Below are 16,134 nucleotides of genomic sequence, written 5' to 3' on the forward strand. Positions count from 1 at the left end.
TTTAGGAGAGCTATCCCCTTGAAGTGTAAGTATAATAAAAATCGGACCAATATAAGATACAACTGTTGTACCAAATGCTTCTGCTGCAGTACCCAAAGTCGTTAAAATTGGAACAGGAAGAGCTGTTGCAGATTTTTTCTTTTCCGTTTTTTCACTTTTCTGTGGATTATCTTCTATTTTGTAAGAATCTATAAAAAGATGCTCTAATACAAATTGTGGCACATGTACAGATGACGCACTCGAAAATACTTGCTTATTATAAATATCCATATTAAAATTCTGTATAGAAAGCCAGTCAGACACACTACTCTCTTATCAATATATTTTATAAGATTCCCCATACAATATGCATACGGATTCCAATCATAATGCAAGATTCACCATTTTCATTCTTTCAAATTTATAAAAAACACTATTTTTTTCTGCTGCTTTTATATTCACCTCTGGTATAAACCCCAATCCACTTATCCATGTCAGCGTATCTGTATATCAAGAAAATAAAAAGGAAGAAAAAACCAAAAACAACCATACCTGATTCCGGACTATTCAATTTCAATTCTTTTGTTCCAACATAACTTAAAAAAGGAATTTTCTTATTATAGTACACACTATTCTCATAAAAATCGCATTCTGCAATACTTGGTATGTAAACAGACTGTTTCGATTCGTATACTTTCTGATCAACAACGTATTTATAAAATATTGTTTTTGTTTCCTTTATAGAATCAATCTTAACATGAGTCTCAAGCTGTTCAGGTTTTACGTATTCAAAAATATCACCAAAACCATTATATGCAATATATTGGAAAAAAGCAATTAAAAAGCCTCCACCCAAAAATAAAAAATTAGCAACAAATATTAGTTTTACAAACAATTTCATTTCAATGTCCTCCTTTTTTTATACGATCTTCTACTAATTTTGTTGAAGCTTCGGTTACAACTGATGTAACAGTCTCCACTTTTATCATCGATTTTGTAGTATTAGCTCCTACAGTTCCCATCCCTTTGGTTATACCACTTACTGCCGTGGTTACAGTTCCTTGAGAAGCACCTTGTTCGGTTAATGTTGCTACCGTTGTTGTGATGTTTTTAGACATTGTTCCTTGAATAGCTTGCGTAGAGGAAGCTGCAGTTTTTCCCATTACTCCTAACAATCCTCCACTAAAACCGGTTATTGCACCACTTATTGCACCTCCTTTAGCTTTATCTGCAAAATTATCAGTCGAGATATTACTTACTGCTTGAGAAAATGTTTTATTTTCATTTTTGGCTGTAACAACTTGCCCCACAACATCTCCTGCAATCGCTCCTGTAGCCCCGGCTACCGTTCCTGCAGCAACACCCGCTCCAATTACAACCAAGGCCCCACCTCCAGTAGCAACCGTGGCTGCAACAGCAAGATCTACAGCCGCGCCTGTTATAGCACCAGCTACCATTCCTTCTGCAGCCCCTGCCCAAACATCAGTGCCATTCTTATGAGCCTCATATGCTCCCTTTATTCCTCCAACAATTGTCCCTATGGCAGTTCCTATAAATCGTCCGTCCGGATCAACATACCTCATCGGATTATTTGCGCAGTAAGCATACAAACTGATATCGTAATACTCCTCGCATAACGGATCCCGCGTCGTAAAATGAGGAATCTGAAATTCCTGCATACGCGCATCCGAATCATACTGATTCAATCCATGCATGGAAATTAACTCCTTACCTGTGTATTTATTAGATTGCAAGTCATAGTTTGTACTACGAAAAATCAATCCGGACGGATAATATTCCAAACTTTGTACAACATCCCCCGTCACAGCATCACATACTTGACGAATGCTACCCAGATGATCGCAAATATATGCATAATAACCGATAGCATTTAAAGCACCGGATGTTTTATTTACATCTAACTGTAAATAACCGTCTTCAATATCTACCCGTTCCGCTATACCGTTTTTATAATGTATCCCTTCATTACGCCATTCCGTAGTTTCCACATAAGGATCAGCACTATGAGTTACTCCATCCAATGGGACCGACAGTGGAGTCGTATAGGTGCGTGACACACTCCCTAACTTAGTACCATTTGAAAGATAATAATTCACTATACGATTTCCATTCCCAAACTGCACTGTATCAGGTAAATTAAGAATATTGTAACGGGTGGCAACAATGTTCTTATCGAGATTAGCTATCTCGTTCCCATTACTATCATAATAATATTCTTGTTCGTGGTCAACAAGATCAGGATAAATAGCAAAATCATAAGTTGCAGGAAAACTATGATTTCCATCCGTCACTTTCAACAATTGGTTTCCACGATAATGAATATCCAAATCATTCACCGACCCCGATTCTTCCAAACGAAGTAAAGAGGTTATATTACCCATTTTATCGTAATCGAAAAATTCATCATTCCTCATACGACTACCATTCACTCCATACATCATACCCGACGTTAAACGATCAAAACCATCATAATCAAAATGATAGAAATACAAACGCCCGCCCTGAGAAATGGATATATCAGCTATATTACCATTATTACAACGAGACAATTGATAGGGTAACATAGAATTGCCGAAATAAAGAGTTTCATTAAAGCCATTCATGCTGCCAATATTGAACAACGTTCCGTCATTATGATAACCATATGTCATCTTAACTTTATTTCCTTGCATCATTTTTTCAGAAATACGACCATGGGAATCATAAGTAAAAGCACGCAGAGGAGAAGTATAATGAGTGGTCCCATATCCCAAAACACATATACTGTTCTTTTCCCGTCCTGCATGATCGTAATTATAATCCAATCTCAAAGAATAACGATTACCGTAACGGGAGTCACTTCGTATCAATGCTCCACTAAAATTATAGCTATAATCGGCAGACAATGTATTGTTCGACAGAGTCTCTTTAGAGTCGCGACGAATCAAGCGTGATTTATCATCATATTGATTAATCGTAAAACGTCCTTTATCAGGTTGATTTAACACAGCTTCAAATACCCCTGTCAGCAAACCTTTGGCAGAAGCGGATGACGCCATATTAGCAAAAGACCAATCAGAAGAAAATTCTGTAAAAGCATAATTATCATAATAACGTATACAAGTTAAAATATAACGATTCTGTCCCATCTTTATATGATCTGTGTATCCACGACAAGGTCCTTCAGTTCCAATATATTCTTCGTGTACCAATACATCCTCATATATATCAGCCAAATCATCGCGAGTACGTTTATCTTTAACTATGCCTTCTATAACAACACGCCCTAAGCCGTCATATTTAATAAAACTCCATTCATCCCGTTTCCGCTGATTACCATCTTGGGAAAGAATGGGGCGATAATCTCCATCATATACTGTGTAAATCCAGTCCGCACCCGGATATTTTACGCCAACACATTGGTTATCGTTATCATAAATATAAAAATAAGCATACAAGTCGAGAAAATTACCGGCTGAAAGACTTTGATCATCAAAAGAAGAGTAAGCATCTACAGCAGCAGGTGGAAGAACACAACGTAAATGGTCGTAAGCATCGTATACCATATATGTATCGTGATATACATCTCCATCTACGCGACGCTTTAGCACCGTATGCCCATCGCTATCAGTAAACAAAAGAATACGATGTCCATCCTCATCTATTTCTTCCACCACCTGATAAGCCCCTCTCGCAGCCATACGTTTATTTATTGTAGTATTGTTCTGCATCCTGAATTCTAAAGCCGATAACTCCGGTTCTGAAGAATTACTTAACCGATAATCATATTTTATACTTTTTCCTCCGACATGCATCCCGGAAGTTTCTACTATCCGACCTTCCGTAGAAGCTTCATACAGATGCGTACGAGACCATGTCTGGGTGCTTTGTTCAAATTCAGAGACAGGTACAAAGACTCCATTATTTCCGGTAAAAGGAGTAGAGAGATACTCTTTCGCTATCCGGCCTGCTTCATCAAATTGAATATAATCCGCCAAATCTTCACCATTCGGTCCAAACCCTTTCCGTATCGTTTGTATCAAGCGGCCTGCCGTATCATAATACTCAATAGTAGTGACCGAGTTAGCATCATTTACTTCTGACACTTTTTGTACCGGTTCACGCAAAACGCGAGAAGTCAGAATATTCTCCTGTGCACTGAGAGACAGTGAAGTCCAAAGGAATCCTATAATGTATAATCTACTAAAACGTTTCATTTCTCGGTTGCTAATTTAAGATGGTTTGTTTGAATAATATTATAATCATTATCACGTACACAACTCAACCGCCCCATATCATCATATTCATAATAGGTCGTCATTCCACGTCCATCCGTTTTTGAAGTAATACCAACTTCCGGTTCATAGGTCATCACGCTCACATCCGCTTTCGGGAGTTTACTTCGCAAAGCATGTAAAGCCTGCCACTGTGTTGCAGTGGGCTCGGCAGTACCACCTATTTTTTCAATGTCAACTCCTTGTGCTTTGACTTCTTCCAATGTCGCATTAAATATCTGAGCTATCACATATCGTCTGTGGTATCCCCAAACATAGACAGCACTTTGCCCCATACGACTTTCAATAGAAGTATGGTTACTCAAAGAATCATAACCAACATAGCGGATATCCGGTTTCTTATACAAACTAAAGTCACCGTACCGTACAGTAGGCTCTGCCAAACTTTCCGGCTGATAATAAGTATACTCAGCATCCGGAACAAAATGCCCTCCATGTATATTTTGCTTATTTTCTTTGTACGCATGCAAAGTTTTCTTTATGAGCCTGTTTTGTGCTCCCTTATAAAAATTCTCTTCTATCGGAGTACAAACCATATTAGCCTTGCTACACATTTCTCTATAAGGAGAACGATCCTTAAAATCAGTAGTATAAAACAATTCTTGTGTTTCACTACGGTTACGGTCTGTTACCACTTTAGTAATTTGCCGAGGTTGAAAATTATCCGGATTATATTGATAACTAATTAAATTTGTATGAACTACTGGAAGCTCGGCAGAATTATCAATAACAGAATCACGACGCTGAAAAAGCCCACAGAACTTCACAGGTATCTTATAAGGAGAAATTAGAAAGAAATTTCCTTCATCCTCCCGAAGAGCTTTCAATTCATATAACGGAGTTTCCTGATAAACAAATCCGGAAGATTTTACCAATTGTCCATCCCGATAAATACAATGTCGTTTTAGTTTTCCGTTAGTAAACACAAATTCTCCCGGATATCCCGGAATTACCGGTTCTTTTTCTTTTCGATTATAATAATAAAAATCTTCTATCAAATCACCGTCTTTCGTATCAGTCAATACTCGTACTTTGCTATATCCGAATAATACTCCCGCTGTTTGACTCTCTACCGGATTAACCGGCATTGAACTTTGTTTTAATACGGCTACAGACCCTCCTTTTACAAACAAATTACCACCAGCAGATACTTCTTTGTTATAAAAGGAATAAGTTTCGCGAACCGTATGTAACAAATCACGAAGTAAAATGCCGGTACTTTGGTTGTTACTATCAACATATTGAAACCTTTTGGTTGATAAAGGAGATTTCACTTTCGCAATACGAACACCACAAGAAGGCGGAAGGCCCGTGTAATAAGGGATTTCATAGAATTTTATGGTTATCTCCGATTCAACCACTGTCGTGTTGGATTGAAGGTCAATCGTACTTATCCCCTTAAATAAATGAAGTTTATGTTTATTCATTATAAAATTTTCCCTGTCGTCAATATCCTGAATAGTAAAGTAATATTTACCAAAAGCAACCATAGCCGTCCCTTTTTCTTCTGCGGCATGAAATTCATTACCATGATACCGATACTCAAAATCGATATAACCATCACACGGCATATTAAAAACAAATGTACAAAGGTGTTCTTTAGCAGGTTTTACAAAATGTACTGAACCTCTATATACTCCATCTGATGATAGAGGAATACGTACCGTTTCTCCAGCTATTTTGTTTGGCTCATATGTAAACTCGGTACGTCCCCCTTCCGGAGTTTCAAAAGCCGTCAACATGGACGAAGTAACAAGTGCTGGATTAGCTGTACGGTCAGCACCGGATAAAGAAGTTCCTTTATGCATGGCTATCTCACCTTGTAATCCCAAGTAATCACGATCTGTTACAACCGATGGATAAAGGCATGTATTCGCTTTTCCGTTATAATACCCCCAGTAATCACATGAAAAACTGTATTTAGCAGGTAAAGCATGTAATGTATCATACTCCATTTTATACATTTGACAACATTCGGATGCCCCCTTTAAAGTTATAGAGTCTAACCTCAAACGAAATCTCAAATAAGGTTCACAAAATTTATCTGAACTAAAATAAGAAGTATGGAATTTATATGTTTTTAAAAGCCGATTATTTTTCCCCGAACTGTAAATTCGAATTTCTTGCAATGAACGGGCATAATCATTTTGGGTTGTCCCCCAAGAATGTTTATAATCATCCAAAGAACGTATATCCTTTCTTTTAGCTTCAGATGCGACAAATTCAATATACCCATTCTCCCATGTGATACGCTTTAAACGAGGATATTCAACAGTCAAATCTGCGGAATATATTCCTTTCGAATCCAATAAATAAGCTGGATGCTTTTCGCCTTCTTCTGCTAATATATTATACAAGTATTGAGAGACGCTGACCGGAGATAGATAAGCATTACGTTCTTCTTCATAATCAAATGTTATACGATTACCATTGGGGTAGTAAATATCTTTCAGATACCAAGCTGTCGTATAAGCATTATTGTTTACGAAAATATCATTTTGCGCAAATGGGCCTTCGTAACTATGCATACTGGCTCTCTCGTCCTTTATTACTTGCGAGTACTTCATTTCAGGTTGTACAAAACCATAAGCCGTTCCATCTGGTGTTGTTATTTTAAGACCAGCAATAGCTGTTTCACTGCCCAAATGTATTTCCTCTATTTTAAGGTTATTTTCCGGCTCAGCACAAATAAAGCCACTCCCGGGATTTATCGCTTGTAGTTTATCACCTCCGCGTTTGCAATAAAAATGTCCAGAATAATCTGCAAAATTATAATAAAAAATATCTGGTTCTACATCACATCCGAAAAGTAATCGGCAATAATCCAATTTACTCACCGGATCCTTCGTAAGACCTGTATAACCACTTTTTTCGATATCCGAAGTTTTTTCAGGAATCTCTTCTTCATTATAATAATAACCCTCAAAATCATCATGCCCCCTAATTGTCCGCATAATAGCTCCACCGGCATTCAAAACCCATCCCAATCCTACCCAAGATGCTTCCTGAGCCACTCGAATACCAGAAGCGTGATAACTCAAATTTATAGGAAACTTATAGTCTCCCAAATCAATCGTATAAATAGGTATGTCAATAGCAGGAGTTCCAGTATATAGAGATACTGGAAAGTCCGCATACTGAGCCAACGCGCATGAATTAGGAGAAGGAATAATATCTCTGAACGGTGTCAGGCCTTGACTTTGCGCTTTCAAAATAGCACAACCCAATAACAAGCAACAAAATAACGCGTATCGTGTCTTCATAATAACAATAATTTATACGAAGTTAGTAACAGATAATTTTTTGAGATTCCTGTTGCCCATTAACAATAGTACAAAGAACAAATTCATTTTCTCCTTGTCCGGCAAGACTCACCTGTTCGGTATAAATTCCATTAGAAACGGTATGAACTGGTTGATGATAAAGCACAATACCCGAAATCGTCGTAATAATCACTTCCAATTGTACCGGTTCATCAACCTGATAATGTAATGTCAGTTGTTTTTCGGAAGTCAGCATATAGTTTAATAAAACATTGCCATATTGTCCGCCGGAGGTGAATGAAAAATCGTTCGATTCTTGTTTGAAAGCTCTTTCATCAAGCATAGCTAACCGATCGCGAATAATACGATTTTCCGGGTCGTCTGCAAGATAGCACTGTTCCGTAAGAGGATAATAAAAAGCTGTATTAAAATGCTTGTACAAAGAACCGGATTTATAAATAGAGTTCTCAAACGTTTCGAATACCGGATAGCGATAACCGGGAACATACCACTGGCAATGAACAACATGCCACCTGGCCGGATCATGTTTCAGCCATTGTCGTACACTATCCGGCAAACAAGAAATACTATCGTTCATAAACTTACTTTCAGCATGATAAACTTACCCTATATATTGATTGTGACGAATACGGAGAACCTGTCGTAAAGTATCTACACCAGGGAGCAAAAGAGAACCTAAGCCATCTGCTACGGTAGAAGTAAATCCATAAGAAGAAATTCCTAAAGAATGGCTGTAACTACCCTCGCCATAAAAGTAAGACCCGATAGAATCACCATAAACAAAAGGGTAACATAAAGTAACTGCCGGAAGCTTATTTTCGATACGGATATTGGCATTTTCATAACCGACAAAAAGTAACGAATCTCCTGAAAGCCTATATTTATACTGTGTCCTTGATTCCGAAAGACACAATATTGAATCAATCTTACCAGAATAACTTACTTTGTAATTATCATCACGTACTGTCTGTTTACGAAAATCCCATATCACCTCTCCCCCACTCGCACCAGAAGTCGTGTAATCTAACTGTGTCTTATCAAGTATATCTCCCGCACGAGGAAGAGATATCTCTTGAGATAACTCCTGCGCAGATACCCGTATAAACACAAAAGACAGCAAAAACAATAAAATGTAATTTTTCATATCATCATTTATAGGTTAACATATTTCAGATAACTTTTAATAGTTTTTTTTAATTATCGTAAAAATACAACAAGAAAACCTGTAAAACAAATAAATAAATATTTATTTTACAGGTGATTAGTATGTTTGTTAGCATTTATCAGCCAACAAAGCATTTTATATATTAATTATAAGTAGAAACTAAAGGAAAGTTGCATACCCCTCTCATTCATCATTTATACCCCGGATTCTGAATCAGATTCGGATTCATACGTCTTACCTTATCGGGAATCGGAAATACGGTAGTATACCCATTTCCCTCATCCGGCAGTTGTGGCCGGCTGCTATATGCACGGGTAAACAAGTCGAATCTGATAAGATCTTGCCGTCTCCAACCCTCCCAGGCAAATTCTAATTGTCTTTCGGCAAGCAAATTTTCCAAAGTAGCTTCACGATACGAAGCGCCCACTCGGGAACGAACCCGGTTCAATTCTTCATCGCCCGCTCCACCGTTGCGGATTTTTGCTTCACTCTTCATCAGGAGCACATCGGCATAGCGATAAAGTACGATATCATTTTCCATCAGTTTACCGTCTTTCGTGGCCGTTTCATCCACTTCATATTTCTTCATACGGGCTCCTGCCGTTTTTTCATATGGGGTGTCGGATATATCTAAAGCAGCTTCCCAAGGCAGATACTCAAGTACCGTGCCATCGTCCAATCGGACTACATTCCCTTTCAAATCGTATACAATACCGGCAAAATAACAAATATCAAAACGGGGATCGACCTCCGCAGTGCCATACCCAAAAGTGCGCAACGCCTCGATGGTTGCACTGGAGCCATTCTCGCCGCTCAGTCCGTAGGCTTTGGCATGATTGTAATGGCGGGAACGGAAAAGATATTGCATTTGGTTAGTATACAGGTTTTTATTCATTGGAATAATAAATATATTCTCGGCCGACGACTCATTGAAAACTGCGAAGTTCATCTTATAGTCTTCTTCAAGACGATATCCGAATTTCGTAATAGAATCACAGTAGGCTTCCACTGTCTGCCAGGCATTCAAACGCTTTCCGTCAACAGTAAAATAAAGTTCCCGTCCATCCGGACGTACTCCGTCCGTCCAGTCATTATCAGCATATACCTCTGCATTCAAAGCCAATTTTGCTAAAAGGAAATAGACAACCGGACGGGTAATACGTCCATAATAAGTGCCGGGTAAATTGCTATGAGCCGTACTCAACTCCGGAGCTGACTCTTGTAATTCCTGTACCACGAAATCATACACTTCCCTGCGGCTCTTCTGCGTCACCTCTTTCATCGACGTGGAAGAAGAAAGAACCAAAGGGACATTTCCAAACAGATCTATCAGATGATAATAATACAGTGCCCGTAATGCACGCACCTCAGCCCGATAAGCCGCCAACTCCTTATCAGTGTGAGTCTCAGCGTAAAGATCAATTCGCTCCAAAGACTTATTGCTGAGTACTACTACCTTATACAGATACTCCCAAGTTGCCTGTATGGCATCATTATTGACACCCCAATCATGCAAATAAAGTCCTTGCCAGAAACCACCGTCATACCAGTCACCTCCCCGAGTCGGCATAATGGCCTCATCGGTAGTGAAAGTGTTCAGATCGTAAATACCACGGCCGGTTCCCTGCAGCCCTTGACTGTCGCTATAACCGCCTATATGGTTATATAGAGAGGCTACCGCGTTCAGATAGAGCTCCGAAAGGTTCCGATAGGCTTCTTCCTCACCTATTCTATCCCGGGGATTTTCCCGGAGAAAGTCATCACAGGATATTTGTGACAATGACAACAACAAAAAATATAGTGCATAAATAAATGAACGTTTCATAGTGCAACCTTTCTTTAAAAGTTAATACTCAATCCTAATGTATACGTACGTGCCAACGGATACCCCCGTTTATCATCTACTCCTAATGTGGAATTTACAGTGGAACTGTTGATCATGGGCGACAGTCCGGAATACCCGGTGATGGTAGCCAGATTGTTCACCGTCAGTGCCAGGCGAAGCGACTGGATATACTTCCGGCTCTTACCCAATGGCACATCCCAGCCGATAGTCAGATAATCAAAATTGATATAATCTCCCTTTTCCAACCAATAATCGGTAGCAGTCTGGTCCTTGATGTTCCGTCGGGGAGCCTCTTCCATAACGTTATAATCGGGAAAAATATTCATATTCATGTAAGTAAGCGAGGTGCCGTTGTAGATTTTATGCCCGAAAGCGCCATTGACCTGCAACGAAACGTCAAACCGTTTATAGCGAAAGCTAATATTGGAGCCCAACAACGTTTTAGGCACCGCCTGCCCGGCCACATAGCGGTCTTCGCCATCTTCAAGACTGACTCCGCCACCATTCAGATCAGCAATACCATAGGTATATCCACCGTTGCCGTCGGAAACGAGTCCACTGGAATGAGGAAGATAAAAGACACCCAAAGGCTGGCCTACTATCTGATAAACAATATGATTGTATCCGCCGTGAAAGCCGGCTCCGTCAAGACTCGCCAGACTCTTATACTCCGGCGCCGAAATATTCTCTCCATTGTAATCGCCGCTCAAGGATAGCAATTTGTTTCTTTGGAAAGTAATATTGGCATTGATGTTCAGTTCCATATCCCGGGTTTTAAGCGGAGTGATGCCGATGGCTATTTCAGTACCGCTATTGCGCATGGAGCCGATATTGGCCAGCAATGTATTGTAGGCAAATGGCGGGACGCTGACATTGTACAGATAAAGCATGTCGGTCGTTTTAGAATTGTAGTAGTTGATAGAGAACAACAGGCGGTTCCCAAACATCCCCAAGTCTGCTCCGGCATTAAAAGTGTGCTTCACTTCCCATTTCAAATCAGGGTTTATATTCTGCATCTCGCCCAATGTGACTACGGCAGAATTTCCCACAGGTACTACTCCGTTGGGGCGAACCAATCTCAAAGTGGTGTAAGAATCTATTCCATTCTGATTGCCGGCCAATCCGTAACCCACACGAAGTTTCAGATTATCCACCAAAGGAATGCGTTTCATAAACTTCTCCTCACTCACCGCCCATGCCGCCGAGACAGATGGGAAAAAGCCCCATTTATGATTATTACCAAACTTGGAAGAGGCGTCCGTACGGGCATTGACCGTAAGAATATAACGGTCGGCATAAGTGTAGTTGAAACGCCCCATAAAAGAAGCCAAGTGTGGCTCTTCATAATAAGAATTCGTCCCCTCCCAAAGCCGGACAGCTCCTGCCTGAAGATTGTCATAGCCGAAAAGATCGGTACTGAAATTAGTGACTGTGGTGTAATATCCGGTATATGTCTCCTTTTGAAGCTCTGCCAACGCCAACACATCAAAGTAGTGTTTCCGCCAATTCTTCTTATAGGTCAGCATCAGATTACCCAAAAGCGACTCCATCTTTTGGGTTCCTTTATAGGCTTGCCCATGTGCCCATACCGAAGTAGGAAGATACTGGGAGTTCTCTACTATATTATAAGTATAAGACCCGAACATGACGAGTTTCAGTTCATCAAGCAGGTTAAATGTCAGCTTCGCATGGGTGCTGATGTGAGACGTTGCATCATGGTCCTTCACTTCCATCCATGCCAGAGGATTGGTTATCTGGCTGGCATTGGTGATTTGATCCCAGGAACCCGTCTCCGTATTCTTATGATTCGGAAAAGTAGGATTAAAGGTAGCTGCCGAATAAAAAGTCTTCTGATAATCGAAAAGATTGTGATTTTTCTGTACCGAACCGAACATACCCAACTCGCAACGGATAAAATCACCGAAGATTTTCTGTGTCATATTCATATTGGACGTGAAATTCTTCATATCCTCATTCAAGATCACTCCTTGCCGGTCAACATACCCTAAAGAGACACGATAATTGGAAGCATCGGAACCACCATAAAAGGCAATATGATGATTTTGCTGGAAGCCGGTCTGTTCAATCTCCTTTTGAAAGTCCGTATTATTTCCCAAATCGAGAATGGAAATGCCCTGCTCAGCTGCTACTTGACGGAAAGCACCTGCCGGAAGCATTTTAAGATTCTTATAGACAGTGGCTATACCAAAACTACCGTTATAGCTGATCCGATTTTTGCCGCTAACGCCCTTTTTAGTGGTGACTTCAATCACTCCGGAAGCTCCGCGAGATCCATACTGGGCAGTTTCGGAAGCATCCTTCAAAATGGTGAAACTCTCAATATCAGTGGGATAGATAGACGAAAGCATATTCAGATCACCGAACACGCCGTCTACAATAATCAAAGGATCGTTGCCACTGGTAAGCGAGGTCGTTCCGCGCAGGCGGACGGCATCCAAAGTGGCCGTACCGTTTGTTCCTTTTTGTATGGTAAGTCCGGGAACACGTCCGCGAATAGCATCGAGAGGATTCAGTATCTGATCGCGGTTCATCTGTAACTCGGTGATTTTTTCCACAGAACCGGAAAGGTTCTTAATGTTGCCGGTGGCATATCCTACAGTAATCAAAGAGTCGAGAGGAACGGCCGACGGCTTCTGAGAAAAGCCATCCAATGACATTGCCAACAGAGAAAAACAGAATGAGACAGTCTGAAGAAAGATGAGTCGGTGTTGTTTCATGTTATCTTTATATTAAGGAATATAAAGATAAAACAAAAAAAGACTAAAAGCTGTTCTCCGGATACGGTCTTTTTTATCCGGAGAACAGCTTTTTTTAGCGGGAACGGAAAGTAGAAGCCGGCAAGCTCTGAGAGTTTACCAGATTTGCCCGGGTAAACGGCCGCCAGGCATAACGGACATGGCATGGATGTTTCACCCGGTCACTGTATACCTTCACCTGGTTTCCCACAACTTCGGCTTTAGCCGGATAATATACCCCTTCCGTCTCGGCTATTTCAAATTCCCTGATTGGCCTCCCGTCAGCCGTATGCAATCCGTCGGCATAATCAAAACTCACATAAGCCGCATCCTCCCGGAAATCCACACTACGAAACAAAGGTCCCGACGGAACAACCTGTTTCTTATCATAAGTACGGTTTAATGCCCAATGTGCCAACCGTTCGCCTATGGGACGTTTATTCTTTGGATGTACATCCAGTGAATCGCCATAATCGCTCGAAACCGCCATTCCCGTATGAGGAATCGCATCCATCAGCCTTCGTTGGCTATCGCGAAACCAAGGCCATGACGGCCTGTCGATAGAAGACAACTGTACATAGTAAAAAGGCAAATCCGGATCATTCCAGTTCTCACGCCAGCTACCGACCAACAAACGGAACAGTTTCTCATGTGCCTCATAATTATGGGCATTCGATTCTCCCTGATACCAGATAACCCCTTTTATGGGATACCTATCCAACGGCACTATTCCCGACTCAAACAAATAGCAAGGTTCATAGGGATGGCGCTGTAATTTATCAGTTGTCAGCTTAATATTCAAAGCCGCACGCCCGTGTACCCACTTCTGAACAAAATCATTCTTCAGCCAATCGCGCATAATAGCCGGAAATTCATATTCCAAAGCTTTACGACCTACCCAAGCTTCCGTAGGCGAACCGCCGATAGCATTGCAAATCAACCCTACAGGAACCTGCAAGCTGTCTTGCAGCATCTTCCCAAAATAATAGGCAACGGCTGAAAAATCCGCCACCGTCTTCGGGGAACATTCCACCCATTCGGTATTTGCATAATATTGCAAATGATTCAGTGAATCCAGCACGGAAGCATCCCATTTTACTGCATTCGTACGCCAACGGGCTTTCATATCGAACAAACGAATGCCCGCATTCCCACTCTGTGGAATATCGACCTTGCCATCCACCCCCTCCTTCATCATGAATTCCATATTGGACTGTCCGGAACAAAGCCAGACTTCTCCTACCAGCACATTCTCAAAATGCAACCGGCGCTTTCCGGTAGAGACGGTCAGAGCATGAGGGCCTCCCGGTTGTAGCGGTTTCAAGCATATAGCCCATTTACCGTTTGCACCTGCTTTCGTACTTTCTGTCTGTCCGGCGATACTGACGGTGACTTTTTCACCGGCATCGGCCACACCATGAATATCCAACGGACATCCACATTGTAACACCATGTTATCACTGTATATTTCGGACAAACGCAGACCGCCGTAATCTCCGGTAATGGCAGAATACACAACTCCCGCTAAAATACCCGCTCCCTCTACCGTAGGATGTACTGCATCCGGTAACATGAAAGGATAACGATAAAGCGGTTCATGAAAATCAATCAACTGTACATTGGCGTATCTTGCAACGGTCTCAATGGCTTGTTGTATCTCTCCATGCCAGTCACGCGTACCGGACTCAAAACGCGGATGACGATCGGCAATAGGAGTCATCCGTGCCACCAAAATCCGTACATCAGGGTTTACTACACGAAAAGAGTCGATCAGTGCCAGATAATCCCTGACAAAAAAATCCCGATAGTCGGGCCAGTTTCTCGGATCCGTATCATTAATGCCCAAATGAATGACAACGATGTCTCCGGCAAAAGCCAGCGCCTTTTGAAACTCTTCCTGCTTCATATAAGGACGGTGACCTTTATTCAGCAAAGTCGCTCCGGATTTTCCAAAATTTCCAACGGTATACCCCTCACCCAGCATACGTTGTAACTGGGCAGGATACGAATCTCTTTCCCTGTTTTCAATCGTATAGCCATACGTAATGCTATTTCCTACACAGGCAATCTTTACAGGTGCTTTGGCCGATACCCCCAAACACAGCAAGAGACATAAGGCTCCTAAGAATATCTTTTTCATTTCTTCGAAATATAAGGTTTCACAATCTCTACCCATTTCAAATAACCTTTCCCCAAAAGATGGAGACCGTCATTGGTATATTCAATATTCATCTTACCCGTCTTTGAGTCTACAAAGTGGGAATAAAGATCGATATATGTCAGTTTTTCCTTCTCCGCCAGCCGGATTAATCCTTCATTTATCTTCGCCACTTCTTCCCAATGTGCCGTATGCCCTTTGAACATATTATAATGATCGCTTACCGGAAGCACACTTTGTAAATATAACCTTGTTTTAGGGGAATCTTTTTTTATTTTAGCAGCAATCATCCCGATATATCCGACAATGGTATCCGCCGAAGTCCCCCGGCTCACATCATTGATACCGATCAACAAAAAGATCTTTGCCGGCTTTCCTTTTAAAACGGCATCCAGACGATCATAGACCCCCATACAGATATCCCCGCTGATCCCCCTGTTCTTGACATGCTTATTACTGAACAGTTCCGACCATTCCGCTCCATTCGTAATGCTGTTTCCTAAAAAGATAATGTCTTTCGAAGTGACCGGAAGTTCTTCAAATAAAGTTGCCCGTTGATAATAGAACGTTGAATATTTCCGCTCCTGAGCATTGCCTGCCATCGATACAAGCAACAATAAAATAAAAATCCATTTGTGCGTCATCATATGC

10 protein-coding genes are annotated in these 16,134 nt (G+C 41.0%); all 10 read right to left on the reverse strand.

Annotated features, from left to right (window positions below):
• A partial coding sequence (locus HMPREF1532_RS21590; RefSeq protein ID WP_187373828.1) for a hypothetical protein occupies positions 1–270 on the reverse strand: 270 nt, incomplete at its 3' end.
• Positions 271–412: 142 nt separating this feature from the next.
• Positions 413–880 carry a hypothetical protein gene (locus HMPREF1532_RS00755; protein ID WP_005923443.1) on the reverse strand — a complete coding sequence of 156 codons (468 nt, stop codon included), beginning with the start codon at positions 878–880 and terminating at the stop codon, positions 413–415.
• A 1-nt stretch (position 881) separates the two neighbouring features.
• Entirely contained in the window at positions 882–4,196 is a 3,315-nt protein-coding gene (locus HMPREF1532_RS00760) for a DUF6443 domain-containing protein (RefSeq protein WP_005923446.1), read from the reverse strand.
• Positions 4,193–7,537 (reverse strand): YD repeat (two copies), encoded by a 3,345-nt coding sequence (locus tag HMPREF1532_RS00765; RefSeq protein ID WP_005923448.1) that lies wholly within the window; start codon positions 7,535–7,537, stop codon positions 4,193–4,195. The genes HMPREF1532_RS00760 and HMPREF1532_RS00765 overlap by 4 nt, the downstream gene beginning before the upstream one ends.
• Before the next feature lie 22 nt (positions 7,538–7,559).
• On the reverse strand, positions 7,560–8,135 hold the full coding sequence (locus tag HMPREF1532_RS00770) for a hypothetical protein (RefSeq protein WP_005923451.1): 576 nt from the start codon (positions 8,133–8,135) through the stop codon (positions 7,560–7,562).
• 24 nt (positions 8,136–8,159) lie between these two features.
• On the reverse strand, positions 8,160–8,702 hold the full coding sequence (locus tag HMPREF1532_RS00775) for a hypothetical protein (protein ID WP_005923454.1): 543 nt from the start codon (positions 8,700–8,702) through the stop codon (positions 8,160–8,162).
• 211 nt (positions 8,703–8,913) lie between these two features.
• Positions 8,914–10,548, reverse strand: a complete 1,635-nt coding sequence (locus HMPREF1532_RS00780; protein WP_005923457.1) for a RagB/SusD family nutrient uptake outer membrane protein — start codon at positions 10,546–10,548, stop codon at positions 8,914–8,916.
• 14 nt (positions 10,549–10,562) lie between these two features.
• Entirely contained in the window at positions 10,563–13,307 is a 2,745-nt protein-coding gene (locus HMPREF1532_RS00785; RefSeq protein ID WP_005923460.1) for a SusC/RagA family TonB-linked outer membrane protein, read from the reverse strand.
• Positions 13,308–13,401: 94 nt separating this feature from the next.
• Complete coding sequence (locus HMPREF1532_RS00790; RefSeq protein WP_005923462.1) at positions 13,402–15,465, reverse strand: GDSL-type esterase/lipase family protein; 2,064 nt, start codon at positions 15,463–15,465, stop codon at positions 13,402–13,404.
• A complete protein-coding gene (locus tag HMPREF1532_RS00795) occupies positions 15,462–16,127 on the reverse strand; it encodes an SGNH/GDSL hydrolase family protein (protein ID WP_044097437.1) in 666 nt (221 codons plus the stop codon). The genes HMPREF1532_RS00790 and HMPREF1532_RS00795 overlap by 4 nt, the downstream gene beginning before the upstream one ends.
• Positions 16,128–16,134: the final 7 nt, after the last annotated feature.

This window comes from Bacteroides salyersiae WAL 10018 = DSM 18765 = JCM 12988 (genome assembly GCF_000381365.1).
Lineage (GTDB): Bacteria > Bacteroidota > Bacteroidia > Bacteroidales > Bacteroidaceae > Bacteroides > Bacteroides salyersiae.

Coding starts and splice junctions, on each gene's coding strand:
- HMPREF1532_RS00770 (WP_005923451.1), bottom strand. CDS start 8,135: ATGAACGATAGTATTTCTTGTTTGCCGGATAGTGTACGACAATGGCTG.
- HMPREF1532_RS00775 (WP_005923454.1), bottom strand. CDS start 8,702: ATGAAAAATTACATTTTATTGTTTTTGCTGTCTTTTGTGTTTATACGG.
- HMPREF1532_RS00785 (WP_005923460.1), bottom strand. CDS start 13,307: ATGAAACAACACCGACTCATCTTTCTTCAGACTGTCTCATTCTGTTTT.
- HMPREF1532_RS00755 (WP_005923443.1), bottom strand. CDS start 880: ATGAAATTGTTTGTAAAACTAATATTTGTTGCTAATTTTTTATTTTTG.
- HMPREF1532_RS00765 (WP_005923448.1), bottom strand. CDS start 7,537: ATGAAGACACGATACGCGTTATTTTGTTGCTTGTTATTGGGTTGTGCT.
- HMPREF1532_RS00780 (WP_005923457.1), bottom strand. CDS start 10,548: ATGAAACGTTCATTTATTTATGCACTATATTTTTTGTTGTTGTCATTG.
- HMPREF1532_RS00760 (WP_005923446.1), bottom strand. CDS start 4,196: ATGAAACGTTTTAGTAGATTATACATTATAGGATTCCTTTGGACTTCA.
- HMPREF1532_RS00795 (WP_044097437.1), bottom strand. CDS start 16,127: ATGACGCACAAATGGATTTTTATTTTATTGTTGCTTGTATCGATGGCA.
- HMPREF1532_RS00790 (WP_005923462.1), bottom strand. CDS start 15,465: ATGAAAAAGATATTCTTAGGAGCCTTATGTCTCTTGCTGTGTTTGGGG.